The sequence below is a fragment of the Nocardioides sp. Z38_18 genome (assembly GCF_058215695.1).
In genome coordinates, this window is record NZ_JBZAJE010000001.1 from 1,280,573 (window position 1) to 1,305,116 (window position 24,544).

21 protein-coding genes and 2 tRNA genes are annotated in these 24,544 nt (G+C 70.9%); 12 read left to right on the forward strand and 11 right to left on the reverse strand.

Translation table 11 applies throughout. From position 1 onward, the window contains the following. Positions 1 to 108 precede the first annotated feature (108 nt). Together AC4BGC_RS06090 and AC4BGC_RS06095 are read left to right on the forward strand one after the other, a co-directional pair. A complete protein-coding gene (locus AC4BGC_RS06090) occupies positions 109 to 1,458 on the forward strand; it encodes a deoxyguanosinetriphosphate triphosphohydrolase (protein WP_490554818.1) in 1,350 nt (449 codons plus the stop codon). Further along, positions 1,458 to 2,393, forward strand: coding sequence for a 2-hydroxyacid dehydrogenase (locus AC4BGC_RS06095; protein ID WP_490554819.1), 936 nt, complete (start codon positions 1,458 to 1,460; stop codon positions 2,391 to 2,393). The genes AC4BGC_RS06090 and AC4BGC_RS06095 overlap by 1 nt, the downstream gene beginning before the upstream one ends. Positions 2,394 to 2,443: 50 nt before the next feature. Here AC4BGC_RS06095 and AC4BGC_RS06100 read toward each other — a convergent pair whose 3' ends face one another. Genes AC4BGC_RS06100 through AC4BGC_RS06115 form a run of 4 tightly spaced genes read right to left on the reverse strand, consistent with a single transcriptional unit; the run spans position 2,444 to position 4,642 of the window. Beyond that, positions 2,444 to 2,812: a hypothetical protein gene (locus AC4BGC_RS06100; RefSeq protein WP_490554820.1), complete on the reverse strand. Its 369-nt coding sequence runs from the start codon at positions 2,810 to 2,812 to the stop codon at positions 2,444 to 2,446. Continuing rightward, positions 2,809 to 3,921: a YihY/virulence factor BrkB family protein gene (locus tag AC4BGC_RS06105; RefSeq protein WP_490554821.1), complete on the reverse strand. Its 1,113-nt coding sequence runs from the start codon at positions 3,919 to 3,921 to the stop codon at positions 2,809 to 2,811. Before AC4BGC_RS06105 ends, AC4BGC_RS06100 begins: the two co-directional genes overlap by 4 nt. Then, positions 3,918 to 4,187: a DUF3618 domain-containing protein gene (locus AC4BGC_RS06110; RefSeq protein ID WP_490554822.1), complete on the reverse strand. Its 270-nt coding sequence runs from the start codon at positions 4,185 to 4,187 to the stop codon at positions 3,918 to 3,920. The genes AC4BGC_RS06105 and AC4BGC_RS06110 overlap by 4 nt, the downstream gene beginning before the upstream one ends. Beyond that, positions 4,184 to 4,642 carry a phage holin family protein gene (locus tag AC4BGC_RS06115; RefSeq protein WP_490545034.1) on the reverse strand — a complete coding sequence of 153 codons (459 nt, stop codon included), beginning with the start codon at positions 4,640 to 4,642 and terminating at the stop codon, positions 4,184 to 4,186. Before AC4BGC_RS06115 ends, AC4BGC_RS06110 begins: the two co-directional genes overlap by 4 nt. A 123-nt stretch (positions 4,643 to 4,765) precedes the next feature. Between AC4BGC_RS06115 and dnaG the strand changes: the two genes are divergently transcribed. From dnaG to AC4BGC_RS06130, 3 genes are all read left to right on the forward strand, one after another. Next, positions 4,766 to 6,625, forward strand: coding sequence for a DNA primase (gene dnaG / locus AC4BGC_RS06120; protein WP_490554823.1), 1,860 nt, complete (start codon positions 4,766 to 4,768; stop codon positions 6,623 to 6,625). Between the two features lie 23 nt (positions 6,626 to 6,648). Then, entirely contained in the window at positions 6,649 to 7,158 is a 510-nt protein-coding gene (locus AC4BGC_RS06125) for a hypothetical protein (RefSeq protein ID WP_490554824.1), read from the forward strand. Between the two features lie 37 nt (positions 7,159 to 7,195). Further along, positions 7,196 to 7,268, forward strand: a tRNA-Asn gene (locus tag AC4BGC_RS06130). Positions 7,269 to 7,328: 60 nt separating this feature from the next. Here the strand turns inward: AC4BGC_RS06130 and AC4BGC_RS06135 are convergent. After that, entirely contained in the window at positions 7,329 to 8,975 is a 1,647-nt protein-coding gene (locus AC4BGC_RS06135) for a PucR family transcriptional regulator (RefSeq protein WP_490554825.1), read from the reverse strand. 116 nt (positions 8,976 to 9,091) lie between these two features. On the opposite strand from AC4BGC_RS06135, the gene AC4BGC_RS06140 reads away from it, so the two are divergent. From AC4BGC_RS06140 to AC4BGC_RS06150, 3 genes are all read left to right on the forward strand, one after another. Beyond that, complete coding sequence (locus AC4BGC_RS06140) at positions 9,092 to 10,585, forward strand: CoA-acylating methylmalonate-semialdehyde dehydrogenase (RefSeq protein ID WP_490554826.1); 1,494 nt, start codon at positions 9,092 to 9,094, stop codon at positions 10,583 to 10,585. A gap of 10 nt (positions 10,586 to 10,595) precedes the next feature. Then, positions 10,596 to 11,954, forward strand: a complete 1,359-nt coding sequence (locus AC4BGC_RS06145; protein WP_490544972.1) for an aspartate aminotransferase family protein — start codon at positions 10,596 to 10,598, stop codon at positions 11,952 to 11,954. 72 nt (positions 11,955 to 12,026) lie between these two features. Next, positions 12,027 to 13,163 carry an SGNH/GDSL hydrolase family protein gene (locus AC4BGC_RS06150; RefSeq protein WP_490554827.1) on the forward strand — a complete coding sequence of 379 codons (1,137 nt, stop codon included), beginning with the start codon at positions 12,027 to 12,029 and terminating at the stop codon, positions 13,161 to 13,163. A 4-nt stretch (positions 13,164 to 13,167) separates the two neighbouring features. On the opposite strand, the gene AC4BGC_RS06155 is transcribed toward AC4BGC_RS06150, so the two are convergent. Next, a complete protein-coding gene (locus AC4BGC_RS06155) occupies positions 13,168 to 13,911 on the reverse strand; it encodes a PIG-L deacetylase family protein (RefSeq protein ID WP_490554828.1) in 744 nt (247 codons plus the stop codon). 156 nt (positions 13,912 to 14,067) lie between these two features. Here AC4BGC_RS06155 and AC4BGC_RS06160 point away from each other — a divergent pair, with 156 nt between their 5' ends. Beyond that, on the forward strand, positions 14,068 to 15,702 hold the full coding sequence (locus tag AC4BGC_RS06160; RefSeq protein ID WP_490554829.1) for a DEAD/DEAH box helicase: 1,635 nt from the start codon (positions 14,068 to 14,070) through the stop codon (positions 15,700 to 15,702). A 67-nt stretch (positions 15,703 to 15,769) separates the two neighbouring features. Then, positions 15,770 to 15,846: transfer RNA gene (locus AC4BGC_RS06165), tRNA-Met, on the forward strand. A gap of 167 nt (positions 15,847 to 16,013) precedes the next feature. Here the strand turns inward: AC4BGC_RS06165 and AC4BGC_RS06170 are convergent. Both AC4BGC_RS06170 and AC4BGC_RS06175 read right to left on the reverse strand, forming a co-directional pair. Continuing rightward, complete coding sequence (locus AC4BGC_RS06170) at positions 16,014 to 17,372, reverse strand: HNH endonuclease signature motif containing protein (protein WP_490554830.1); 1,359 nt, start codon at positions 17,370 to 17,372, stop codon at positions 16,014 to 16,016. Between the two features lie 390 nt (positions 17,373 to 17,762). Further along, positions 17,763 to 19,106 carry a CHAP domain-containing protein gene (locus AC4BGC_RS06175; protein ID WP_490554831.1) on the reverse strand — a complete coding sequence of 448 codons (1,344 nt, stop codon included), beginning with the start codon at positions 19,104 to 19,106 and terminating at the stop codon, positions 17,763 to 17,765. Between the two features lie 212 nt (positions 19,107 to 19,318). On the opposite strand from AC4BGC_RS06175, the gene AC4BGC_RS06180 reads away from it, so the two are divergent. Then, positions 19,319 to 20,119, forward strand: a complete 801-nt coding sequence (locus AC4BGC_RS06180; RefSeq protein ID WP_490555716.1) for an HAD-IIA family hydrolase — start codon at positions 19,319 to 19,321, stop codon at positions 20,117 to 20,119. A 13-nt stretch (positions 20,120 to 20,132) separates the two neighbouring features. Here AC4BGC_RS06180 and AC4BGC_RS06185 read toward each other — a convergent pair whose 3' ends face one another. Then, on the reverse strand, positions 20,133 to 20,654 hold the full coding sequence (locus tag AC4BGC_RS06185; protein WP_490544959.1) for a DUF5994 family protein: 522 nt from the start codon (positions 20,652 to 20,654) through the stop codon (positions 20,133 to 20,135). Positions 20,655 to 20,818: 164 nt separating this feature from the next. On the opposite strand from AC4BGC_RS06185, the gene AC4BGC_RS06190 reads away from it, so the two are divergent. After that, positions 20,819 to 21,931, forward strand: a complete 1,113-nt coding sequence (locus AC4BGC_RS06190) for a DNA adenine methylase (protein ID WP_490554832.1) — start codon at positions 20,819 to 20,821, stop codon at positions 21,929 to 21,931. 138 nt (positions 21,932 to 22,069) lie between these two features. Here AC4BGC_RS06190 and AC4BGC_RS06195 read toward each other — a convergent pair whose 3' ends face one another. Then, positions 22,070 to 23,116: a hemolysin family protein gene (locus AC4BGC_RS06195; RefSeq protein ID WP_490544957.1), complete on the reverse strand. Its 1,047-nt coding sequence runs from the start codon at positions 23,114 to 23,116 to the stop codon at positions 22,070 to 22,072. Further along, positions 23,113 to 24,522: a hemolysin family protein gene (locus tag AC4BGC_RS06200; protein ID WP_490554833.1), complete on the reverse strand. Its 1,410-nt coding sequence runs from the start codon at positions 24,520 to 24,522 to the stop codon at positions 23,113 to 23,115. Before AC4BGC_RS06200 ends, AC4BGC_RS06195 begins: the two co-directional genes overlap by 4 nt. Positions 24,523 to 24,544 lie beyond the last annotated feature (22 nt).

Sequence of the window (24,544 nt, forward strand, 5' to 3'; positions counted from 1 at the left end):
GCGACCAACGGCGCGTAGCGGCTCCTGAGGTGGTCTCCTGGCCGGCTTGGCCGCCCGGTCGGCGTGCTGGGTGGTCGGGGCGGGGAAGGCGGGCGGTAGCGTCGGGGCGTGACCTGGGACGAGCTGTACGACGAGGCGTCGCGTGAGCGCCTGGTCGACGAGCCCGCCAAGCGGGTGGACGCGCCCGAGCGCACCCCGTTCGAGCGCGACCGGGCCCGCGTGGTGCACTCCGCGTCGCTGCGCCGGCTGGCCGCCAAGACCCAGGTGCTCGGTCCCCAGTCCGACGACTTCGTCCGCAACCGGCTCACCCACAGCCTGGAGGTCGCGCAGATCGCGCGCGACCTGGCGCACCCGCTCGGCTGCCACCCGGACCTCGCCGAGACCGCGGCGCTCGCCCACGACCTGGGGCACCCGCCGTTCGGGCACAACGGCGAGGTCGCCCTGGACCAGCTCGGCGCCGAGTGCGGCGGCTTCGAGGGCAACGCCCAGACGCTGCGCATCCTCACCCGGCTGGAGGCCAAGTCCACCGACCGCGACGGCCGCTCGGTGGGGCTCAACCTGACCCGGGCCACGCTGGACGCCTGCACGAAGTACCCCTGGCCGCGGGTCTCGACAAGCTCGACCGACTGGGACAGCTCGGCCGACGGGGACGGCTCGACCGACGGGGACGGCTCGACCTCCGCGGCGAGGGCCCAGGGGAAGTTCGGGGTCTACGACGACGACCGCGAGGTCTTCGTCTGGCTGCGGGCCGGGCTGGTGGGGGACCGGCGCTGTGTGGAGGCGCAGGTGATGGACGTCGCGGACGACGTCGCCTACTCGGTGCACGACCTCGAGGACGGCATCGTGGGTGGCCGCATCGACCTGGGCCTGCTCGACGACTCCGAGGAGCGCGCTGCGACCTGGCAGACCGTGCGGGAGTGGTACCTCCCCGACGCCACCGACGAGCTGCTCGACGAGGCGCTGGGCCGGGTGCGTGCGGTGACCTCGTGGCCCGAGCGGCCCTACGACGGCACCAGGCGGGGCCTGGCCGCGCTGAAGAACCTGACCAGCGACCTGATCGGGATCTTCTGCGGCAGCGTGCAGCGCGCCACCCGCCTGGAGTACGGCGAGCAGCCGCTGGTGCGTCACCAGGCGAACCTCGTCGTGCCCGACACGACGCTGCAGGAGATCTCGGTGCTCAAGGGCATCGCCGCGCACTACGTGATGCGCGCCCAGGACCGGATCGACCTGATGGAGCGCCAGCGCAGCCTGCTGGTGGAGCTGTTCGAGGAGCTGTGGAAGCGGGGGAGCGAGGGCCTCGACGCGGCCCTGCGCGGGGACTTCGAGGAGGCCGCGGACGACGCCGGTCGCACCCGCGTGGTGATCGACCAGATCGCCAGCCTCACCGACGCCTCGGCCCTCACCTGGCACGCCAGGCTGGTCGGCGGCCGGTCACCAATGCACGGGAGAGGCGAGTGATGGAGACGTCGGCGTACGCACCTGGAGACGGACCCCTGGTCTGGTTGCCCTTCGACCCCGAGGTGCTCGGCGACCTCCCCGAGGGCCTGCGCTACCAGGAGATCGATCCCGACGACCTGCCGGACACCACGGGCGACGTGGAGCTCTACGTGCTGCCCTACCGGTTCCGCCCCGCGGACGGGGAGGTGCTGGCGCGGCTGCCGAAGCTCAGGGTGGTGCAGACGATGTCGGCCGGCGTGGAGCACATCCGGGACTACGTCCCTGACGGGGTCGAGCTGTGCAACGGCCGCGGCATCCACGACACCTCCACCGCGGAGCTGGCGCTGACGCTGATCCTCGCCAGCCTGCGCGGCATCCCGGACTTCGTCCGCGCCCAGGACAGCGGTCAGTGGAAGCCCGACCTGCGGCCCTCGCTGGCCGACAGGTCGGTGCTGATCGTCGGCTACGGCCAGATCGGCGAGGCGATCGAGGCGCGGGTGAGGCCGTTCGAGGCCGAGGTCACCCGGGTCGCCCGCAGCGCCCGCGACGGCGTGCACGCGATCGACGAGCTGCCCGAGCTGCTGCCGCACGCCGACGTGGTGGTGCTGATCGTGCCCGGCACCGAGGAGACCAAGGGGCTCTTCGACGCGGAGATGCTCGCCCACCTCAAGGACGGCGCCCTGCTGGTGAACATGGCGCGCGGACCGGTGGTGGACACCGATGCGCTGGTCGCCGAGCTCGGCAAGGGCCGGATCCACGCGGCGCTCGACGTCGTCGACCCGGAGCCGCTGCCCGAGGAGCATCCGCTGTGGTCGGCGCCCAACGTGCTGATCTCACCGCACGTGGGGGGCAACAGCACGGCGATGGAGCCGCGGGCGCACAAGCTCGTTCGCGAGCAGCTCCACCGCTTTGCTGCGGGGGAGCCGCTCGCGAACGTGATGACCGGCGACTACTAGGCCCGGCCCCGCAGGACCGGGCCCAGGTCAGCCGAGCGTCGGGCCCAGAATCAGGGAAGCGGGCCCTGCGGCCCGGGGTTGTCCTGGAAGACCGTGCTCTCCGGGTTGAGCTTGGCGGCCGGCTCGTCGGAGCCGATCCCGTTGCTGCCGGACGGCTTGACCTTGTCGTTCCCGGAACTGCCAGATCCGGTCACCTTGCCGGTCGCGGAGCTGGCGACACCGCTGACCTTGTCCTTGAGGCCCGGGGCCTTGTCCTTGGCCATGTCTGCTGCCTGGTGGGCCTTCTCCTGCACCCGGGGGTCGTCCTTGACCTTGTTGAAGGTCTGGGTGAGCTGTTCGTAGCGCTCACGGCCCGCCCTGGTCCCCAGCACGTAGCCGATGCCGCCTGCGATCAGCAGCGGGAGCCTCTTGATGATCATTGTTCCTCCTTCTGGGAGCCCTGCTCCCGATCATTGGTTTTTGCCGCCTGACGGCGGATCCTGCGACCCAGAGCGGCGTCCTTGTCCCGCTTCTTCTTGGCCTTCTTGATGTTCCGGGTGTCGCGGGCCGGGAGCTGGATCTCCTCCTCGGCCGCGATGCCCGCCTGGAGCTGACGTCCGCGTTCGAGCTCTGCGTCGAGCTCACCCCCGAACAGCAGGGCCAGGTTGGTGATCCACAGGAACAGCAGCGTGACGATGACGCCCGCCAGTGATCCGTAGGTCTTGTTGTAGCTGGAGAAGTTCGCGACGTAGAACGCGAACGCCACCGAGGCCAGCACCCAGGTCACGATGGCCACGCCGGCACCGACCGAGACCCACCGGAACTTCGGCTGCTGCACGTTGGGGGTCGCGTAGTAGAGCAGGGCGACGACCACGATCACGATCACGGCCAGGACCGGCCACTTGGCGATCGACCACACCGTCAGCGCGGTGCCCCCGAGGCCGATCACGTTGCCGATGGACTCCGCGACCGGGCCGGACACGATCAGCAGCAGCAGCGCGACCGCGGCCAGCGTCACCGCGATCAGGGTGAGCAGCAGCATGATCGGGCGGAGCTTCCAGAACGGTCGCCCCTCCTCGATCTCGTAGATCCTGTTCATCGCGCGGCCGAAGGCCCCGACGTACCCCGACGCCGACCACAGCGCCGCCACCAGACCGATCACCAGCGCGAGGCCCGCTCCCTGCGAGTTCACGACCTGGTCCAGGGCCTTGGTGATGGTGTCGAGCACCTGGTCGGAGACAAGCGGGCGCAGGGTGTCCTCGATGGTGCGGACGGCCTCCCCGGCCTGGCCCAGCACGCCGAGCACGGAGATCAGCGCGAGCAGCGCCGGGAAGATCGCGAGCACCGCGTAGTAGGTCAGCGCCGCTGCGAGGTCGGTGCACTGGTCCTCGCTGAACTCGTGCATGGTCTTGCGCAGCACGTAGAACCAGGACCGCTTGTCGAGGTCCCCCGGACCGTCGGGCTTGCGGCTGTCGTCGGGGTCGGGCATCTCCTGCTGGGCGCGGTCCTCCTCGCTGGCTGCGTCCTGCTTGACCTCGGGACGACTCATCGGCGCTTCCTGAGCCAGATGAGGAGCGCGACGCCGAGTACGACGGCGGCAGCCGCGCCGAGCACCTCGGGGCGGGGCTTGCCGTCGTCGGTGGTGCTCATCTCCTTGACCTCGGTGAGCCGGACCTGCGCCTGGGACTTCACGTCGTCGACCTTGGCCTTGGTCTGCGCCTTGACGTCGAGCTTGTGGGTCAGCTGGTCGACGGTCTCGGCAAGCTGCTCGCGCTGCTTCTCGATGTCGGCCTGGATGTCCTCGGGGGTGCTCATGAGTGCTGTCCCTTCACGGTCGCGATGTCTTCCTTGACGCCTTCCACGGCGCGCTCGGGCTGGAGCGGCGTACCGTCCTGGACCTTGTTCTTGCCCAAGAGGCCCAAGATCGCCGCCACGATGAACAGCACGACGGTCACGATCAGCGCCGCCAGCCACGCGTCCATCACCAGGGACAGCGCCAGGATGATCGTCGCGAGCAGTGTGCCGAAGCCGAAGAAGGCCATCAGGCCGGCGCCGCTGAACATGCCGATGCCCATGCCGACGCGCTTGCCCTTCTCGGTGACCTCGGCCTGGGCGAGGCGGATCTCGGAGCGGATCAGCTCGGGGACCTGGGTGGTGAGCTGGTTCACGATGGCGCCCAGCGGCGGCTCCGATCCCGTGCCGGGGGAGCGGGAGTCCTGGGGTGACGGTGAGGCGCCAGCTCCGGTGTGGGTCACGGTTGGTTCAGTCATGCCTAACCCGGTAGCCATTCAGGGCCGATTTAAACCCTCTGGCCGAGAGGACTTACGTGATAAGTCCATCACGGCCTGTGCAGCACCGGCGGCGGCGGACCGGCTGCCCGTAGACTCCGCAGCGTGGCGGGCAGGATCAGGGAAGAAGACATCGCGGAGGTTCGCGAGAAGGCACGCATCGATGATGTCGTCTCCTCCTACGTGACCCTGCGCAATGCCGGCGGTGGCTCGATGAAGGGCTTGTGCCCCTTCCACGACGAGAAGTCCGCCTCCTTCCACGTGACCCCGTCCCGCGGCTTTTACCACTGCTTCGGCTGCCAGGCCGGTGGCGACGTGATCAAGTTCGTGATGGAGATGGACGGCCTCGGCTTCACCGAGACCGTCGAGCGGCTGGCCGAGAAGGTCGGTGTCCAGCTGCGCTACGAGGAGGGCGGGGCCCCCCGGCAGCGCAGCGGCCCGCACCGGCCGCGGCTGGTCGAGGCGCACAAGCACGCCGCCGAGTGGTACGCCGACCGGCTGGCCACCCCCGAGGCGCTCACCGCGCGCCAGTTCCTCGACTCCAGGGGCTTCGACGCCGACGCCGCGACCACCTTCGGGGTCGGCTTCTCTCCGCGCGGGGGAGAGGACCTGCTCAAGCACCTGCGCCAGAAGGGCTTCACCGACGAGGAGCTCGTCACCAGCGGGCTCATCGGCGAAGGCCGCGGTCTCTACGACCGGTTCCGCGGCCGGCTGATGTGGCCGATCCGGGACAGCAGCGGCGACACCATCGGGTTCGGCGCGCGGCGGATCTTCGACGACGACCGGATCGACGCGAAGTACCTCAACACCCCCGAGACGCCGATCTACCACAAGAGCCAGGTGCTCTACGGAATCGACCTGGCCCGCCGCGAGATCGCCCGTGCCAGCCAGGCGGTGATCGTGGAGGGCTACACCGACGTGATGGCCTGCCACCTCGCCGGGGTGAAGACGGCGGTCGCGACCTGCGGCACTGCCTTCGGTGACGACCACGCCCGGGTGATCCGCCGGCTGCTGCACGACCACGACGAGTTCCGGGGCGAGGTGATCTTCACCTTCGACGGCGACGAGGCGGGCCAGAAGGCCGCGCTGCGGGCATTCGAGGGCGACCAGATCTTCGCCGGCCAGACCTACGTGGCCGTCGAGCCGACCGGGATGGACCCCTGCGACCTGCGGCTGAAGTCCGGTGACGCCGAGGTGCGCGAGCTCGTGGCCCGCCGGGTGCCGCTCTACCGCTTCGTGCTGGCCAACGTCGTGAAGCGCTACGACCTCGACCGGGCCGACGGCCGGGTGGACGCGATGCGTGAGGCGGCCAAGCTGGTCACCGCCATCCGCGACCGCTCCAAGGTGGACGCGTTCTCCCGCGAGCTGGCCGGGATGATCGGGGTGGAGCCCGCCGACGTGCAGCGTGAGGTGCGCCGGGCCGCCCAGCGCGTCTCCGGCCCCGGTCCGGCCGGCGCCCACGGTCCGGTCAGGCGGGCCGCCGAGCTCCCGGACCCGCGCGACCCGAGGCTGCTGCTGGAGCGCGAGACGCTCAAGCTGGTGGTGCAGTACCCCCAGGTGGTCGGCCGCACCGCCCGGGACGTGGCCCCCGAGGACTTCACCCACGGCGCCTACCGGGCCCTGTGGACCGGCATCCAGGCAGCGGGCGGCCCGACCGCCGCGGACGCGCACTGGGCCTCCACCCTGCGCGACGCCCAGACCGACGAGCGACTGCAGTCCCTGATCAGCGCGCTCACCGTGGAGCCGCTGCTCTCGGACAAGCAGCCCGACGACGCGTACGTCGCCCAGCACGTCTACCGGCTCCGGGAGGTCACCGCCATGCGCCGGATCGCCGACCTCAAGTCGCGCCTGCAGCGCACCAACCCGGTGGAGCAGGCGACCGAGTACAACCGGATGTTCGGCGAGCTGGTCGCGCTCGAGCAGCACCGGCGCAGCCTGCGCGAGCGCGCGCTGGAGAGCCAGTGAGGACGTTCCGGCGAGGCGAGCGGGTGCCCCCCGAGGTGCTGGCACGCATCGAGCTGCCACGCGGCGAGAAGCTGCTCGCCCACGCCTGTGCGGCCGACGGGACCTGGTTGCTGGGCGGCAGACGGTCGCTGTTCATCCTGCCGGTCGACGCCCCGGTCCGCCGGCTGCCCTGGGAGCAGGTCGAGGACGCCACCTGGGACCAGGACACCGACCGGTTGCAGGTCACCGAGATCGGCACGTACGGCGAGCAGCGGCCGGCGTACGTCTTCGAGCTCGACGACCCCGAGCTGCTGCTCCAGCTGGTCCGCGAGCGGGTGACCGCCAGCATCGTCCTGCAGCGCCGCGTGCCCGTGCGGGGGAAGCTGGCGGTGACCGTGATCGGCCGCCGCAGCCCGGTGGGTGGTCCGGTCGCCTGGATGCACGCCTACGACCGCGGCCTGGACCCCGATGACCCCGAGGTGGCGGCGGTGGCGGACGCGGCCCTGGCCGGTGCCCGCAGCGAGATCGGCGAGGACTTCAGCGGGCCGATTTAGCAACTCCGGACTCAGTTGCTAGGGTTTGCGAGCGCGATCCCCTGTAGCTCAATTGGCAGAGCATTCGACTGTTAATCGGAGGGTTGTTGGTTCGAGTCCAACCGGGGGAGCACACAAGACGAAGGCCCTGATCCTTGCGGATCAGGGCCTTCGCTGTTTCCCGGGGTAGGTCATGCGCTGTGGGGTCCGCGACGGTGCCGGCGCACCTCGGTGACCAGCAGCGCCACGTGCAGGGAGACGTTCGACTCCGCGTCCTCGAGGTCGACGCCCAGCACCTGCTCGATCCTCGCCAGCCGGGCGTAGAGCGCGGGCCGGCTCAGGTGGCTGCGCCGGGCCAGCTCGCTCTTGTTGCCCCGAGCGGCCAGGAAGGCGTGCAGGGTCGCCGTGAGGTCGGAGTCGTGGCGCCGGTCGTGCGCCCGCAGCCGGCCCAGCTCCGACTCCGCGAACGAGACCAGGCGGGGGTCGTCGCCCAGCGCGCTGATCAGCCCGCGGACCCGCAGGTCGGCGCTGACGTAGTACGAGCGGCGGGTGCCGGGAAGTGCGGAGGCCACCTGCGCGACGTGCGCCGCGAGCACCAGGGAGGAGCCGGTCTCGGCCATGGTGCCGACCGGGTCGCCCACCCCGACGGTGTGCGGCGCCGACCACCCGGCGCTGCGCAGCTCCTCCTCGACCGCGGTCGAGAGTCGTCGCGCGGCCCGGGTGAGGTCGGCAGTGGGACGCGCGGGCAGGGAGCACAGCACGAGCACCTGGCCCGACGCGACGGTCGCGACCAGGGTTGCGACCCGGCCCCGCCGAGCGGCCCGGGCGACGATCTCGGCCAGGGAGCGGTCCCGGCGCTCGAGGGCGATCGGGTCCAGGGCCACGGGGGAGGGGGACCAGACGGCGACCGCCACGAAGGCGCGGTCCTCGACCGGCAGCCCCAGCGCCCGGACCCGTGCCCGGGCCGCCTCCTCGTCGGTGGTGCGCCCCTCCTCGTGCTCCGAGAGCAGGTCCTCGAGGACCGCTCGGTGGGCCTGCTGCTCGAGGCTGACCTCGTCCTGCTCCAGCAGGCGGTGCAGGGCCAGGGCCTCGGTGGCGCGCTCCAGCACGATCGCGAGGTGCAGGTCGTCGGGTGTTGCCTCCGGGGCGACCAGGGTGGCCCACTGCTGGGACCGGGGCCCCACGGGGACGCTCACCCAGGTGCCGTCGGCGGGGGGCTGGTCCCGGTTCGCCCGGGAGCGGCTCTCCCAGTCGACGAGCAGTGCCGGGGTGGAGGACGGCCCGGGGTCGCTGGCCACCGCCCGGTGCGACAGGTCCTCCAGCACCAGGGCGTGCCCGCTCATCTGGGCCGCGCGCGAGACGATGTCGGCCACGGAGGACCCCTCCACCGACAAGGTAGTGAACGCGCGGTGTGCCGCCTCGGACTGCTGCAGCAGCTCGTACTGCGCGTTGATGATCCGGGCGTGCACCGCCTCGGTGACCGCGACGAAGGGCACCGGTGACTCCAACGTGACCAGGGGCAGGTCGTGCTCCTCGGCGGCGTTCACCAGGGCTGCCGGGAGCCGGGCCCAGCGCCGCCCGAGCTCCACGACCACCCCGTGCGCGCCGGCGTTGCTGAGCTCCTCGACGTACGCACGCTGGCCGGCGGCCCGTGCCGGGAGCGCGATCCCGGTGGTGAGGATCAGCTCGCCGCCGCGCAGCAGCGAGGCGATGTCGGCCAGCTCGCTCACGTGCACCCACCGGACGGGGGCGTCGAGGCCGGCGGCGCCGGCGGCGACCGTGGGGCCGCCCTCACGCAGTACGGGCAGGGCCAGGATCTCGCGGACCGAGGGCAGCATTTACACACTGTAAGACTTCTTGTTCATCTCTGACCAGGTTGTCCCTTGTGTGCGCACCCCCGGTCCCGGCAGGCTCGGACACCTACCCCCATGACGCGACGGCTGCGGAGGCTCGGATGACTCGACGGATCACCCACTGGATCGACGGCAAGCCGTTCGGCGGCACCACGGAACGGTCCGGGGACGTCTTCGACCCCGCCACCGGCAAGGTGGCCGCCCAGGTCGACCTGGCCGACCGGGAGACCGCGGACCTGGCCATCGCAGGAGCCTCCAGCGCCGCGCGCGCCTGGGGCCAGTCCTCGCTGTCGGTGCGCACCAAGGTGCTGTTCAAGTTCCGCGACCTGCTCGACCAGCGCAAGGAGGACGTCGCCGCGGCCATCACGGCCGAGCACGGCAAGGTCCTCTCCGACGCGCTCGGCGAGGTGACCCGCGGCCTCGAGGTCGTCGAGTTCGCGTGCGGCGCCCCGCACCTGCTCAAGGGCGGGTTCAGCGAGAACGTCTCCACCAAGGTCGACGTCTACTCGATCCGGCAGGCCCTCGGGGTGGTCGCGGTGATCTCCCCGTTCAACTTCCCCGCGATGGTGCCGCTGTGGTTCGTCCCGATCGCGATCGCCTGCGGCAACGCCGTCGTGCTCAAGCCGAGCGAGAAGGACCCCTCCGCCTCGATGCTGCTGGCCGAGATGTGGGAGGAAGCGGGCCTGCCCGCCGGGGTCTTCTCGGTCCTCCACGGTGACAAGGTCGCCGTGGACCGGCTGCTCACCCACCCCGACGTCGCCGCTGTGTCCTTCGTCGGCTCCACCCCGATCGCGCGCTACGTCTACGAGACCGGGACCTCGCACGGCAAGCGGGTGCAGGCCCTGGGCGGTGCCAAGAACCACATGGTCGTCCTCCCGGACGCCGACCTCGACCTCGCGGCGGATGCAGCGGTCAACGCCGGCTTCGGGTCGGCCGGTGAGCGGTGCATGGCGATCTCGGCACTGGTCGTCGTCGACCCCGTCGGCGACGAGCTGGTCGAGAAGATCGTGGAGCGGGTCTCCACCCTGCGCACCGGCGACGGCCGCCGCGGCACCGACATGGGGCCGCTGGTGACCGGGGAGCACCGCGACAAGGTGGTCTCCTACGTCGCCGCGGGCGAGGAGGCGGGCGCCACGCTGGTGGTGGACGGCCGCACCCAGGAGTTCGACGGGGACGAGGGCGGCTTCTGGCTCGGCCCCACCCTGTTCGACCACGTGTCGCCGGAGATGAGCATCTACACCGACGAGATCTTCGGCCCGGTGCTCTCGGTCATCCGCGCGACGTCGTACGACGAGGCACTCGACCTGGTCAACGCCAACCGCTACGGCAACGGCACGGCCATCTTCACCAACGACGGCGGCGCCGCCCGCCGGTTCCAGAACGAGGTCCAGGTCGGCATGGTCGGGGTCAACGTCCCGATCCCGGTCCCGATGGCGTACTACTCCTTCGGGGGCTGGAAGGACAGCCTGTTCGGTGACACACACGCGCACGGGACCGACGGCGTCTCGTTCTACACCCGTGGCAAGGTCATCACCTCGCGGTGGCTCGACCCGGGCCACGGAGGCCTGAACCTCGGCTTCCCGCAGAACACCTGAGGAGCTCTCGATGTCGAACCTGCCGCACGACCCGGTCGGAGCACGCGCCTACGAGCTCGACCGTGCCCACGTCTTCCACTCCTGGTCGGCCCAGGAGCAGCTGGACCCGATGACGATCGCGGGTGCCGAGGGGTCCTACATCTGGGACTACGACGGCAACCGGTTCCTCGACTTCTCCTCCCAGCTGGTCAACACCAACATCGGTCACCAGCACCCCAAGGTCGTCGCCGCGATCCAGGCCCAGGCGGCCAAGCTGTGCACGATCGCCCCCCAGCACGCGAACGCCGAGCGGTCCGAGGCCGCGAGGCTGATCGCCGAGCTGGCGCCGGGGGACCTGAACAAGGTGTTCTTCACCAACGGCGGAGCGGACGCCATCGAGCACGCCGTGCGGATGGCGCGGCTGCACACCGGACGGCACAAGGTGCTGACGACCTACCGCAGCTACCACGGCGGCACCTCGGTCGCGGTGCAGATGACCGGCGACCCCCGCCGGTGGCCCAACGACGGGGGCGCCACGGGCGTGGTGCACTTCTTCGGTCCCTACCCCTACCGCTCGCCGTTCTGGTCCGACGACAGCGAGCAGGAGTGCCAGCGCGCCCTGGAGCACCTCGAGCAGGTGATCGCCTTCGAAGGACCGGCGACGATCGGGGCCGTGGTCCTGGAGAGCATCCCGGGCACCGCCGGTGTCCTCGTCCCGCCGGACGGCTACCTGGCCGGCGTGCGCGAGATCTGCGACCGGCACGGCATCGTCTACGTCGCGGACGAGGTGATGGCCGGGTTCGGCCGGGCCGGTGAGTGGTTCGCGGTGGACCACTGGGACATCACCCCCGACCTGATCACCTTCGCCAAGGGCTCCAACTCCGGCTACGTGCCCCTGGGTGGAGTGGTCGTCTCCGAGCGGATCGCGGCCTCCTTCGCCGACCGGGTCTACCCCGGCGGCCTCACCTACTCCGGCCACCCGCTGGCGTGTGCCGCAGCCGTGGCCAGTATCGGCGCCATGAAGGACGAGGGCATCGTGGAGAACGCGGCGCGGGTGGGCCGCGACGTGATCGGCCCCGGGCTGCGCGACCTCGCGGAGCGTCACCCCAGCGTGGGCGAGGTCCGCGGCATGGGCGTCTTCTGGGCGGTGGAGCTGGTCCGGGACCCGGCGACGCGCGAGCCGCTGGCGCCGTACGGCGGCACCTCGCCGGCGATGCAGGCGGTCGTGGCGGCGTGCAAGGACGGGGGACTGCTCCCGTTCGTGAACTTCAACCGCATCCACGTGGTGCCGCCGTGCACGGTCACCGACACCGAGGTGAAGGACGGGCTCTCCATCCTGGACCGGGCGCTGAGTGTCGCGGACACGCACGTCCAGGGGTCCGCCGGCTGAGAGAACTGACCCACCCAGGGGAGGTTTCGGGATTCTTCGGACAACGGGCCGCTGGGCCGATGTAATTTCGCGGTGTCTCGGACCGGATCCACCTCCCTCGTGCTCGCCGTCGTGGCCCTGCTCGGGGCCCTGCTGCCGACCGAGACAACCCACGCCGTCACCGGAGCAGGCAGCCCGGCAGCAGCGGTGCTGGCGGCGGCCCCGGCAGCGGCGCGCGCAGTCACTCCCGCGACCAGCCGGGGACCGCTGCGGATCCTGATGACCGGGGACTCGATCACCCACGGCTTCCACGGGGACTACTCCTGGCGCTACCGGCTGTGGGGGGAGTTCCGTCGGCAGCGGGTCGCGGTCGACTTCGTCGGTTCCCGTTCCGCGCCGTACGTCTCGCCCGGCTACCCCGGCTCGTCGTACCTCGCCCCGGGGTTCGACCGCAACCACTTCGCGCAGGGTGGCTCGCTGCTGGCATGGCACGCCGGGCAGATCGAGCGGGAGGTCCGGTCGCAGCGCCCGGACATCGTGCTGCTGGCAGCCGGGATCAACGACCTGCGCCGGGGCGCTTCTCCTGCGCAGACGGCGCAACGGCTGCGTGCCTGGGTCCACGCCGCGAGGCAGGCGAGGCCCGACGTACGCCTGGTCCTCTCGCCGGTGCTGGGGTCCTCGATGCCCACGCGCCCGTCGCTGGGGCGGAGGATCTCGGAGTACAACGGGCTGCTGCGGTCCGCGGCGGTGGAGCTGAGCACGCCGGTCTCGCCGATCACCGTGGCCGACACGGCTCGCGGGTGGTCGGCGGCGGCACACACCTACGACAACCTGCACCCGAACCCGACGGGGGAGACCCTGATCGCGCAGCGGCTGGCAGAGACCTTCCACCGGATCGGCGTGCTTCCCCGGACCTCGGCGCTGTTCCGCACCACCGGTTGGAACCGTCAGCCGCGCGTCCGGGTGGTCCTCCAGGGGCGTCGAGCGGTGCTCACCTGGGACGGGCAGACGATCGACGGCGTCCGGGTCTGGACCCGTCGCAAGGGACGCAAGGCGTCGTTCCCGGTCGCCGTGCGACCGAGGTCGACGCTGCGCACCGGGCTCCTGGCCCGTCGGGCGACCTACGAGTTCCGGATCCAGATGGTCCGGGGCAGGCTGGCCACGCCGCTCGGGCCGGTCACCCGGGTCCGGGTCCCCGGCCGGAAGGCGCCGATCAGCAAGGCCCGGTGACCGGCTAGTCGCCCCACCCCATCGGGATCACCTCGAAGGGCGCGGCGAAGGCGACCCCGAGGCGTTGCCCCGCTGCCCGCGCAGCGCCCTCGAGGAACTCGCGCGGGTCCCAGTTGTCCCAGCCGAGCCCGTCGATGTAGGCGCGGTGCGCCTCGAGCGACTGCACCCCGGCGTCGAAGGTGTCGGTGGTGTCGACCGCGTGCTGGGCCTGGGGTGAGCCGAAGGCCCAGACCTCACGCACGCCGCCCCACGGCTCGGTGCCGTCGGTCAGCTGCTCGGGGAAGATCCAGCGGTTCCCGGCGTCGCGGACCGCGTCGAGCACCGCCTTGCCGACAGCGATGTGGTCGGCCTGGTTGAGGTTGCGCCCGCCCCACGTGTCGCGGAAGTTGCCGGTCACGACGACGTCGGGTCGGTGGCGGCGTACCTCGGCACAGATCCGGCGGCGCAGCGGCACGCCGTACTCCAGGATGCCGTCGGGCTCGCGCAGGAAGTCGACCGTGTCCACGCCCACGATGCGCGCGGAGTCGACCTGCTCGGCCTCGCGCACGACGCGGCACGTGTCGGGGTGGACCGAGTCGATCCCGGCCTCGCCGCTGGTGACCATGGTGTAGCCGACCCACTTGCCCTGTCCGGTCCACCTCGCGACCGCCGCGGCTGCGCCGAACTCCATGTCGTCGGGGTGGGCGACGACGCACAGGGCGCGGCGCCAGGTCTCGTCGAGGGGCTCCAGCGGCTCAGGTGCGTCCATGGGCCGAACCTACGCCCGCGCTGCACGGCGGGGGAGCGCCACCGGAGCCGAATAGGTCCGAGCGTTTCGCGGCCCTACCATTGTCCGGTGAGTGAGAGCAATGAATCAGCCCCCCGTTTCGACGAACTAGGACTTGACCCCAAGGTGGAGAGGGTCTTGCGTGACGTCGGTTACGAGACTCCCTCACCGATCCAGGCCGAGGCCATCCCGCCCCTGCTGGCCGGCCAGCACGTCGTCGGGCTGGCGCAGACCGGCACCGGCAAGACCGCTGCCTTCGCTCTCCCGATCCTCTCTCGCATCGACCTCTCCCAGACCAAGCCGCAGGTCCTCGTCCTCGCGCCGACCCGTGAGCTGGCGCTGCAGGTCTCCGAGGCGTTCGGCCGCTACGCCGCGCACCTCAAGGGACTGCACGTGCTCCCCGTCTACGGCGGCCAGGGGTACGGCGTCCAGCTGAGCGCACTGCGGCGCGGCGTGCACGTCGTCGTCGGCACACCGGGCCGCGTGATGGACCACATCGAGAAGGGCACGCTGGACCTCAGCGAGATCCGCTTCGTGGTGCTCGACGAGGCCGACGAGATGCTGAACATGGGCTTCGCCGAGGACGTCGAGACGATCCTGGCCGGGACCCCGGACAGCAAGCAGCTGGCGCTGTTCAGCGCGACGATGCCGGCGCAGATCAGGCGCATCATCAAGAAGTACGCGCCCGGTGCCACCGAGATCACCGTGAAGTCCAAGTCGGGCACGGCCACCAACGTCACCCAGCGCTACCTCAAGGTCGCGCACCACCAGAAGCTGGACGCGCTCACCCGCATCCTCGAGGTGGAGAACTTCGACGGGATGATCGTCTTCGTGCGCACCAAGCACGCCACCGAGGAGCTCGCGGAACGCCTGCGCGCCCGCGGGTTCGCGGCGGCGGCGATCAACGGTGACGTGGCCCAGGACAAGCGGGAGCGGACGATCGACCAGCTCCGCAAGGGCAAGCTCGACATCCTGGTCGCTACCGACGTGGCCGCCCGTGGCCTCGACGTGGAGCGGATCAGCCACGTGATCAACCACGACATCCCCACGGACACCGAGTCCTACGTGCACCGCATCGGCCGCACCGGCCGCGCGGGCCGCAGCGGCGAGGCGATCTCGTTCGTCACCCCGCGGGAGAACTACCTGCTCCGCGCGATCGAGAAGGCCAACCGCACCACGCTGCAGCCGATGAGCCTGCCGACCGTCGAGGACGTGAACGCCTTCCGCGTCGCCAAGTTCACCGAGGCGATCGGCCAGGCCCTCACCGACCCGCAGGTCGGGATGTTCCGCGAGCTGGTCCAGGCCTACGAGCAGGAGCACGACGTCCCTGCCCAGGACATCGCGGCCGCGATCGCCGTACTCGCCCAGGACGGGGAGCCCCTGTTCCTCGAGGACATGCCCGAGCCCGCCGCCCAGGAGCGTCGCGAGCGGCGCGAGCCCGCGACCGGCCTGGTCCGCTGGCGGATCTCGGTCGGCAAGCGGCACCATGTCGAGCCGCGGCAGATCGTGGGTGCACTGGCCAACGAGGGCGGCCTCAAGCGCTCGGACTTCGGCCGGATCGACATCAAGCCCGGCTTCTCGCTCGTCGAGCTCCCGCCGGAGCTCCCCGCCGACACCCTGGACCGGCTCTCGTCGACCCGCATCTCCGGTGTCCTGATCGACCTGCAGCGCGACAAGGGACCGGCCCCGCGGTCGGGCCCCAAGCGCTTCAACGACGACGGACCGGCACATCACGGCGGCAAGAAGCCTCGCCACAAGCACCGGGACAGCTGAGCCGTAGCCCCACGGCGTGCGTGCCGCCGACCGGCGGCGCGCCCGCCTCGGTAGGCTCAGCCGCCTCGGGGAGGTAGCTCAGTCGGTTAGAGCAAAGGACTCATAATCCTTGGGTCGTGGGTTCGAGCCCCACCCTCCCTACCAAGGTGGTCGAGCAGCGAACGCTGGCGACCCCAAGGTGGTCGAGCAACGCGCGCAGTGGCGACCCCAAGGTGGTCGAGCAGTGACCACTGCGGCGACCCCGCGGTGGTCGAGCAGCGAACGCAGTGAGCGGACAGTCGAGACCACTCCCGTGACCCCGGGCGCAGACCTCACCCGTCAGGCGGCTCCCGTCCAGCCGGGGTCATCCGGCGTACGCCGGGTGGTGGGGTGAACGCGAACTCGTTGGGTCTGGTAGGCACGATCTGCCAGGGCCCCGAGTGCACGAGGCGGTGGTGGTGGCCGCAGAGCAGGAGCGTGTTCGCCAGCGACGTCGGCCCGCCGTCTGCCCAGTGGATGAGGTGGTGGGCGTGGCACATCACCGGTGGCCGGGTGCAGTTGGGGAATCGGCAGTGCTTGTCCCGGGCGACGAGGGCCTTCCAGATCGCGGCGGTGACCAGCCGCAGCTGGCGGCCGACGTCGAGGACCTCGCCGTCGGTGCCGAGGACGATCGGGATGACGTGGGCGTCGCATGCCATCCGGCGTACGGCGGCGACGTAGATGTCCTCGCCGGTCTCCGTGGTCCCGAACCCGGTCTGCTGCTGGAGGTCGGCCAGGGTGATGGTGACCGAGACCCGCGGGGACGCGCTGTGGCACTCGGGGAGGAGCTCGGCGGTGGCGGCGCGGTCGCAGAGCTCGACCAGGGCGTCGAGCATCCGGGCGCCGTGGTCGCGGGGGTCGCGGCCGTCGTGGCCGCAGCCGGGGATCTCGCAGGTGTCGGGGTCGCACACGGGACCGTTGGCGGGGACCGGTTTCGCGAGCGGGAGGAGGGTGGCGCGGAGCTTGGCGCCGTCCTCGGCGGAGCAGCGGCCCTTGATCCAGCAGCCTCCGGCGGTGTCGAAGCGGACGTTGAGGTCGCGGTCGAGGTGGGCGGCGCGGTCCTCACGCTCCATCTCGCGCTCGGCACGGCGCTCCTGGCCGTCGGGGTCCACCAGGGTGACCAGGATCCGGCCGACCTTGGCGAGGTCGGTGGCATCGAGCGCTTTGGCCTCGGCGAGCATTGCCTGGCACCCACGGACGCGGAGGTCGGGGTTGCTGGGCAGGTCCTCGACGGCGCGTTCGATCACCTGCGCCTTGGCGGTGGAGAGCCAGCCGTCGGCGAGGGCCTCGCCGACCAGGGCGAGCGCTGGGGTCTGCACCGCCGCCGCGAGCCGCACGGTGGCGGGGCCGGTGCCCTTGCGGCCGCCGGTGATCGAGGTGAGGAAGTCCTGGGTGGAGGCCCACCCGACCGGCTTCACGGCGTTGGTGACCTCGAGCTCGTGCACGACCTCGAGCTCGACGGCATCGAGGGTGGACTTCAGCGCCTCGATCTCGGCGACGGTGTCCATCAGCTCCTCGCCGCGACCGGCCGCCCACAACGTGTCCTGCAGCCCCTGGACCTCGCGACGGATCCGGGCCAGCTCGGCCGCGACCCGACCGGCGCACGAGGCGCCCGACGGGGTGTCCGGAGGAGTGTCCGGCTGGCTGGTCATGGATCAATCCAAGCAGCGACCACCGACAAGAACTGGCGAGATTCCCCTTGTTCTACAGGGGATTCTCGAACTTTCTGGGCAGTTTCCTGTGTGAAGTCGTCGCGTTCGGGTCACCTGGCGTGGTCTCGACTGTCCGCTCGTCTCGACTGTCCGCTCGCTGGCGCTCGCTGCTCAACGCAAGGCTGCGCTCGCTGCCCGACCACCCTGGGGTCGCGTGCTCCGGCGTAGGCCTGGTGCTTGGCGCACCTGGCGTGGTCTCGACTTTCCGCTCGCTGCGCTCGCTGCTCGACCACCCTAGGGTCGCCTGCTCCGGCGTACGTCTGGTTGTCGGCTCACCCGACTGGCCGCTCGCTGCTCGACCGCCATGTCGCGGTTCGGTCGGGCCCTGTCTCAGCGGATCTTGATCCGGCGCTGGAGGAGGCCGGGGTCCACCGTCGCGGTGCCGACGTAGCGGAAGCGGAACATCCGCTTGCCGCGAGGCACCTTGGTCACGGTGGCCCGCGCAGCGCCGTTGCGCAACGGGAGTGCGGCGAGCACCTTGCCGCGCGACCTGACCTGGATGACTCCGGACGCCGGGCCGATGCCGCTGCCGACGACCGAGGCGTTGACCCACAGGATGCGCTTGCCGGGCGCGCTGACGACCTTGATCACTGGCTTGGCCCGAATCACCGAGGACGGGGTCGTCCGGGTGGTGAGGGGCTCGTAGCCGGCACGGGTCACCCGCACCTGCGCCAGGACACGTGACCCGGCATCGGCGGCGCTGAGCCGGTAGGTGGCGGCGGTCGCTCCGGAGATCGGTTGCGAGCCGCGGATCCACTGCACCGCGACGCCGGACTGCGGCGGCAGGGCAGGGAGCTTGACCGTCACCGTGGAGCCGGGGCGCGCTGTGCCCGTGAGCTTGGGCGCCGAGGGAAGCTTCAGGGCAGGCCTCCCGGCAGGTGCCTCGCCTGCGACTGCTGCCGTGGCTGCCGACCAGGCCGGGGTGTTCGGGAAGCCGGCCTTCACCACGGTCACCCGCACGGCGATCGCCTTGCCCAGCTGTGCCGCCTGCGGGGTGAACGTGATCTTCGCTGCGCCGGAGATGGGCGCACCGTCTGCCATCCACTGGTAGTGCGGAGTGGTGCCGGGCTGGCTCCAGGTGCCGGGGGAGGCGGTCAGGACCGAGCCGACCTTGGCCACCCCGGTGATCGTGGGGAGCTTGGTGGCGACGAGCTTGGGGGCAGGGGCCACGGGTGCGACTGGGCCGGCGACGTCGCGGAAGTGGATGAACCCGCTGGGCCACCCGGTCCCGGTGCGGACGATCCGGGTCCACGAGAAGTCACCGTTCCAGCTGTCCTGCGACACGATGATCTCGTTGGCGGAGACCACGCGCTCGACATAGGCGACGTGACCCGCGGAGCCTGCGGGCTTGACCCCGGCCCGCCACCAGGCCACGGACCCGACCGTGGGGGTGGAGTTGGTGATGCGGGCCATCTGGGTGCCCCAGTTGGTGGCGTTGCCGTTCCCGGTCCAGGGCCGGGTGGCCGAGTGTCCGTTGCGGATCATCCGGTAGGCGGCGTAGTTGGTGCAGTTGTGCCCGGCGTACATCCGCCAGTACATCGTCTTCGAGACCGCCGAGTAGCCGCCGTCGCCCATCCCGGCCTTCGCGCACCCGGCGTACCCCTTGCACAGGGTGGTGATGGTCGCGGACGCGGGAGCGGCCCCCGCAGTGACGCCGAGCCCCCCGATCAGCAACAGGCTGACTCCGAATGAGGCAAAACGCCCAGATCTGGTCACGAGGTGTGAGTGTAGTGACAGAAAGTGCTCTGAGTGAAGGATTTTGCCAAAGGTCAAGCCGACACGCCGCGCGTCACGCGTAAACTACAACCGTGTGATGCGCCTCGCTCCTGCGGGGCCGTCTCCGGAACGCCGGAAGCGCGGAACAGGGCGTGGGAGCATGGATGACCATGGAGAACGTGCGCCCGATCGAGACCTGGCTGACCGACATGGACGGCGTCCTGGTGCACGAGGAGGAGCCGGTCCCGGGGGCCAAGGAGTTCGTCGAGGCGCTCAAGCTCTCCGGCAAGAAGTTCCTCGTCCTGACGAACAACTCGATCTTCACCCCGCGCGACCTGCGTGCCCGCCTGCTCACCAGCGGGATCGACGTCCCGGAGAGCGCCATCTGGACCTCCGCGCTGGCCACGGCCGGGTTCCTCGCCGACCAGCGCCCGGGCGGCAGCGCCTACGTGGTGGGGGAGGCCGGGCTCACCAACGCGCTCCACGAGGTCGGCTACGTGATGACCGACCGGGATCCCGACTACGTGGTGCTCGGGGAGACGCGCACCTACTCCTTCGAGTCGATCACCCGCGCCGTGCGGCTGATCGAGGGCGGCGCCCGGTTCATCGCGACGAACCCCGACCCCAGCGGGCCGAGCATGCAGGGCACGCTGCCGGCCACGGGTGCGGTGGCGGCCCTGATCAGCAAGGCGACCGGCCGGACGCCGTACTTCGTCGGCAAGCCGAACCCGCTGATGATGCGCAGCGCGCTGAACCGGCTCGAGGCCCACTCCGAGAGCACCGTGATGGTCGGGGACCGGATGGACACCGACATCATCAGCGGCCTCGAGGCCGGGATCAGGACCGTTCTGGTCTCCACCGGCTCGACCCGGCCGCACCAAGTCGAACTCTTCCCCTACCGGCCCACGCGGGTCGTCGAGTCCGTGGCAGACCTGGTCGAGCTCGCCCAGCAGCCCGCCGGTGAGATGTGAGGCTCAGGCGACCTCAGGTGGTGGCGTTGCGGTACGACGGGGCGGTGGAGGAGCCCCACCACGCCTCACCGGCGTCGTTCCACTGCTCGCCGTCCTCGGCCTCAGGCGACTCCTGCACCGCGGCCAGCAGGGCGGTGGGGGAGCTGGCGTAACCGGGGGTGGTCGCCGCGTTCAGGGCCTCCTCGCCCTTGCCGCGCGAGAGCTCCGGCGGCACGACCAGGACGCAGTGCTCGGTGCGCTCCGAGGTGGTCACCACCAGCACGTGCGTGTCGTCGTCGGCGTCGAAGCCGACCTTGACGTAGCCCCGCTTGGTCGGGACGCGGCGCGGGGCGTCGTCCCAGTCGGGCGGGGAGATCATGACCTTGACGATCCGGCCGAGCTCGGCGGGGAAGTTGTCGACCAGGTCCGCGAGCTCGACGGTGAGGTCGCGGCTCTGCGGCCACCACCCTCCGTCCAGGGGCTGCTTGCCGGGGGTCTCCACCATGCGCAGCCTCAGCGGCTGGCGCGCGTGGGTGGCGCTGTTCGACGTACTCATCACTCTCGCCTCTCACTCCGTCCCGATGGCCTTCCCGGGTGGAGGCTGCCTCGGAACCGAGTAGCACCATTCTACAGGTGTTGAAGGTCACGCGGCGCCGCCTGCGTCCGTCCGCGTGACGAGTCGCCCGCACAGGCCCACCTCAGCGCCCTAACATGCCGAGGGTGATCAAGTACCTGGGCTCGAAGCGGCTGCTCGTGCCCGTGCTCGGCGAGATCGCCACCGCGGTCGCGGCGGCCACCGCAGTGGACATGTTCACCGGCACCACCCGGGTGGCACAGGAGTTCAAGCGGCGTGGGGTCGAGGTGACCGCCACTGACGCCGCCTCCTACAGCGAGGTGCTCAGCGACTGCTACATCGCCACCGACGCGCGCACGGTCGATGTCGAGGCGCTCGTCTCGGAGCTGCGGCAGCTGAACGCCCTGCCGGGGACGCCGGGCTACGTCACCCGCACCTTCTGCGAGGAGTCGCGCTACTTCCAGCCACGCAACGGCGCCCGCATCGACGCCATCCGTGCCGCCATCGAGCGCGACCATCCCGCCGGGTCGGACGGGACCCAGGGGGCGGTCCGTGCGATCCTGCTGACGGCCCTGCTGATCGCCGCTGACCGGGTGGACTCCACGCTGGGGCTCCAGATGGCCTACCTCAAGGAGTGGTCGCCGCGGTCCCACCGCGACCTCGAGCTCCGGGTGCCCGAGCTGCTCCCGGGCGCCGGCCACACCGTGCGGGGCGACGTGATGGGGTCGGTGGACGGCCTCGACCGCGTGGACCTGATGTACCTCGACCCGCCGTACAACCAGCACCGCTACTTCACCAACTACCACGTCTGGGAGACCTTGGTGCGCGGCGACGAGCCCGAGCACTACGGGGTCGCGTGCAAGCGGGTCGACGCGCGCGAGGACCACACCCGCAGCGTGTTCAACCGCAAGCGGTCGATGCCCGTCGCCCTCGCCGACCTGATCCGCCGGGCCCGGGCCGAGGTGGTCGTGGTCTCCTACAACGATGAGTCCTGGATCACCCCGGAGGAGATGACGATCGCCCTGCGGGACGCCGGACACGAGTGTGTGCAGGTGCTCGCGTTCGACTCCAAGCGGTACGTCGGGGCGCAGATCGGCATCCACGGGCCGACGGGGGAGAAGGTGGGGACGGTCAAGCGGCTGCGCAACGTGGAATACCTGTTCCTGGCCGGTGCCAGGGATCGGGTGGCGGCGGCTGCCGCCGCCGGCAGCACGGACCACCCTGCGCCCGATACTTCCGAAAAAAGTTATAAGACTTGAATGCCTGAAACGTCTTTTATGAGTACTCTCTAGGCACGGCCGGGAGACCCTTTCCCAACCACGGCGCTGGTCTCCCGGCCGCTCACTCTTCTCGGATCGCGGCGCCGGATCGCGGCGCCGGATCGCGATGCCGGCTGCTCAGCGGCCGTCGGCGTGCGCGGCGTCGCGGATCTCGCCGACCAGCTCCTCGATGACGTCCTCGAGCGTCGCAACGCCGACCACCGCCCCGGCGTCGTCGAAGACCCGCCCCATGTGGGCGCCCTTGACCTGCAGGGTCTGCAGGGCAGCGACCAGGGTGTCCGAGGTGCGTACGCCGGCCAGCGGCCGGATCCACTTGTCCTCCACGACTCGCGCGCGACCGTGGGGATCGGACTGGAGCACGTCCTTGATGTGCAGGTAGCCCACGAGCTCACCATCGGTCCCGACGACGGGGAACCGTGAGAAGCCGGTGTTGGCGCAGACGACCTCGACGTCGGAGGCGCGGGCGCCCCGGGTGACGGTCTCGATCTGGTCGAGCGGCAGCAGCACGTCGGCAACGGTGCGCGAGGTGAAGCCCAAGGCGCCGGAGAGGCGCTCGTACTCGCCCTGTTCGAGCATCCCCTCGTGCCGGGACTCGGTCACCATCGCCTCGACCTGCTCGCGGGTGAACGAGGAGGAGACCTCGTCACGGGGCTCGACGTGGACCAGCCGCAGGATGGCGTTCGCCACGGCGTTCAGCAGCCACACCACCGGCTTGAGCACCGTCACGACCACCATCATCGGCGGGCCGAACAGCAGTGCTGCGCGCTCGGGACCGGCCAGGGCGAGGTTCTTGGGCACCATCTCCCCGAGCACGACGTGCAGGTAGACCACGCAGATCATCGCGATCGTGAAGGCCACCGGGTGCAGCCAGGCGTCCGGCAGGTGGGCGGCGTGGGCGACCGGCTCGATCAGGTGCGCCAGGGCAGGCTCCGCGACGGCGCCCAGGCCCAGCGAGCACACCGTGATCCCGAACTGGGCCCCGGCCATCACCAGCGAGACGTTCTCCATCGCCCGCAGCGTGGTGCGCGCGATCCGGGAGCCGGCCATGGCGCGCGGCTCGATCTGCGTACGCCGCGCCGAGACCAGCGCGAACTCAGCCCCCACGAAGAACGCGTTGCCGAGCAGGAGGACCAGCCCGAGCCACAGGGCACCCTGGGTGCTCATGAGCGTCTCCCCGTCTCGCGCTTCGTCGGGTCAGCGACGAGGCGACCCGAGTCGTCATCGGCCTCGGGGACCAGCCGGCGGATCGAGATCCGGTCCACGCGCAGCCCGTCCATCCGTTCGACCCGCATCAGCGCATGCTCCTGCACGGGCTCCTCGTCGTCGTCCTCGGGGATGACCAGCGGCAAGGGCACCAGCACGCTGTCCCCGCGTGCGGGGATCCGGCCGAGCTCGCGGACCAGGAGGCCGGCGACGGTGTCGTAGCTCTCGTCCTCGGGCAGCTGCATCCCGGTGGTGCCCACGACCTCGTCGGGCCGCAGCAGCCCGGAGAGGATCCAGGAGCCGTCCGGGCGCTGGCGCATCCGGGACCCGTAGCGGTCGTGCTCGTCGGCGATGTCGCCCACGATCTCCTCGACCACGTCCTCGAGGGTGACCACGCCCGCCGTGCCGCCGTACTCGTCAGAGACGATGGCCATCTGGAAGCCCTCGGCGCGCAGCAGGGAGAGCAGCGGGTCCAGGCGCAGGGACTCCGGCACCACCGTCGCCTCCACCATCACCTCACGGATCAAGGTGTCGTCCCGCTCGGAGCGGGGCACGGCCACGGCCTGCTTGACGTGGACCGAGCCGACGATGTTGTCGGTGGTGCCCTTGATGACCGGGAACTTGGAGAACCCGGTGACCCCGGAGAGCTCGATGATCTCGCTGACGGGATCGGTGGCGTCGACACAGGCCATCTGGACGCGTGGGGTCATGATCTCGCCGGCGGTCCGGGGGCCGAAGGCGAGCGAGCGCTGCACGAGGTGGGCGGTCTCGGAGTCCAGCGTGCCCTCGCTGGCCGATCGGCCGGCCAGCGAGGCCAGCTCCTCGGAGGTCCGGGCCGAGCGGAGCTCCTCCTGTGGTTCCACGCCGAGGGCACGCAGGAGTGCGTTGGCGGAGCCGTTGAGCACGCGGATGGGGTACTTCATCGCCGTGGTGAAGCCGCGCTGGAAGCCCTGGGTCGCCTTGGCGGTCTCCAGGGGGAGCGCGATCGCGATGTTCTTGGGCACGAGCTCACCGAAGATCATCGTGGCGGCGGTGGAGATCAGCAGGCCGAGGGTGAGTGCCGTCGGCTTCACCGCGCCCTCGGCCAGGCCCAGCGCGGTGAGCGGCTCCTGGATCAGCGCGGAGATGGCCGGCTCCGCGAGCAACCCGATCGCGAGGTTGGTCAGGGTGATCCCGACCTGGGCGCCGGAGAGCTGGGTGGACAGGGAGCGCAGCGCGCTCTGGACCCCCACTGCGGCCGGGTCTCCCGAGCTGGCCGCGTTGTCGACCTCCGCGCGGTCCACGGTGACCAGGGAGAACTCGGCGGCCACGAACCCGCCGCACGCGAGCACGAGGCCCACCGAGATCGCGAGCAGCAACCATTCCATGGGGACCATTGTGGGGTGTCCC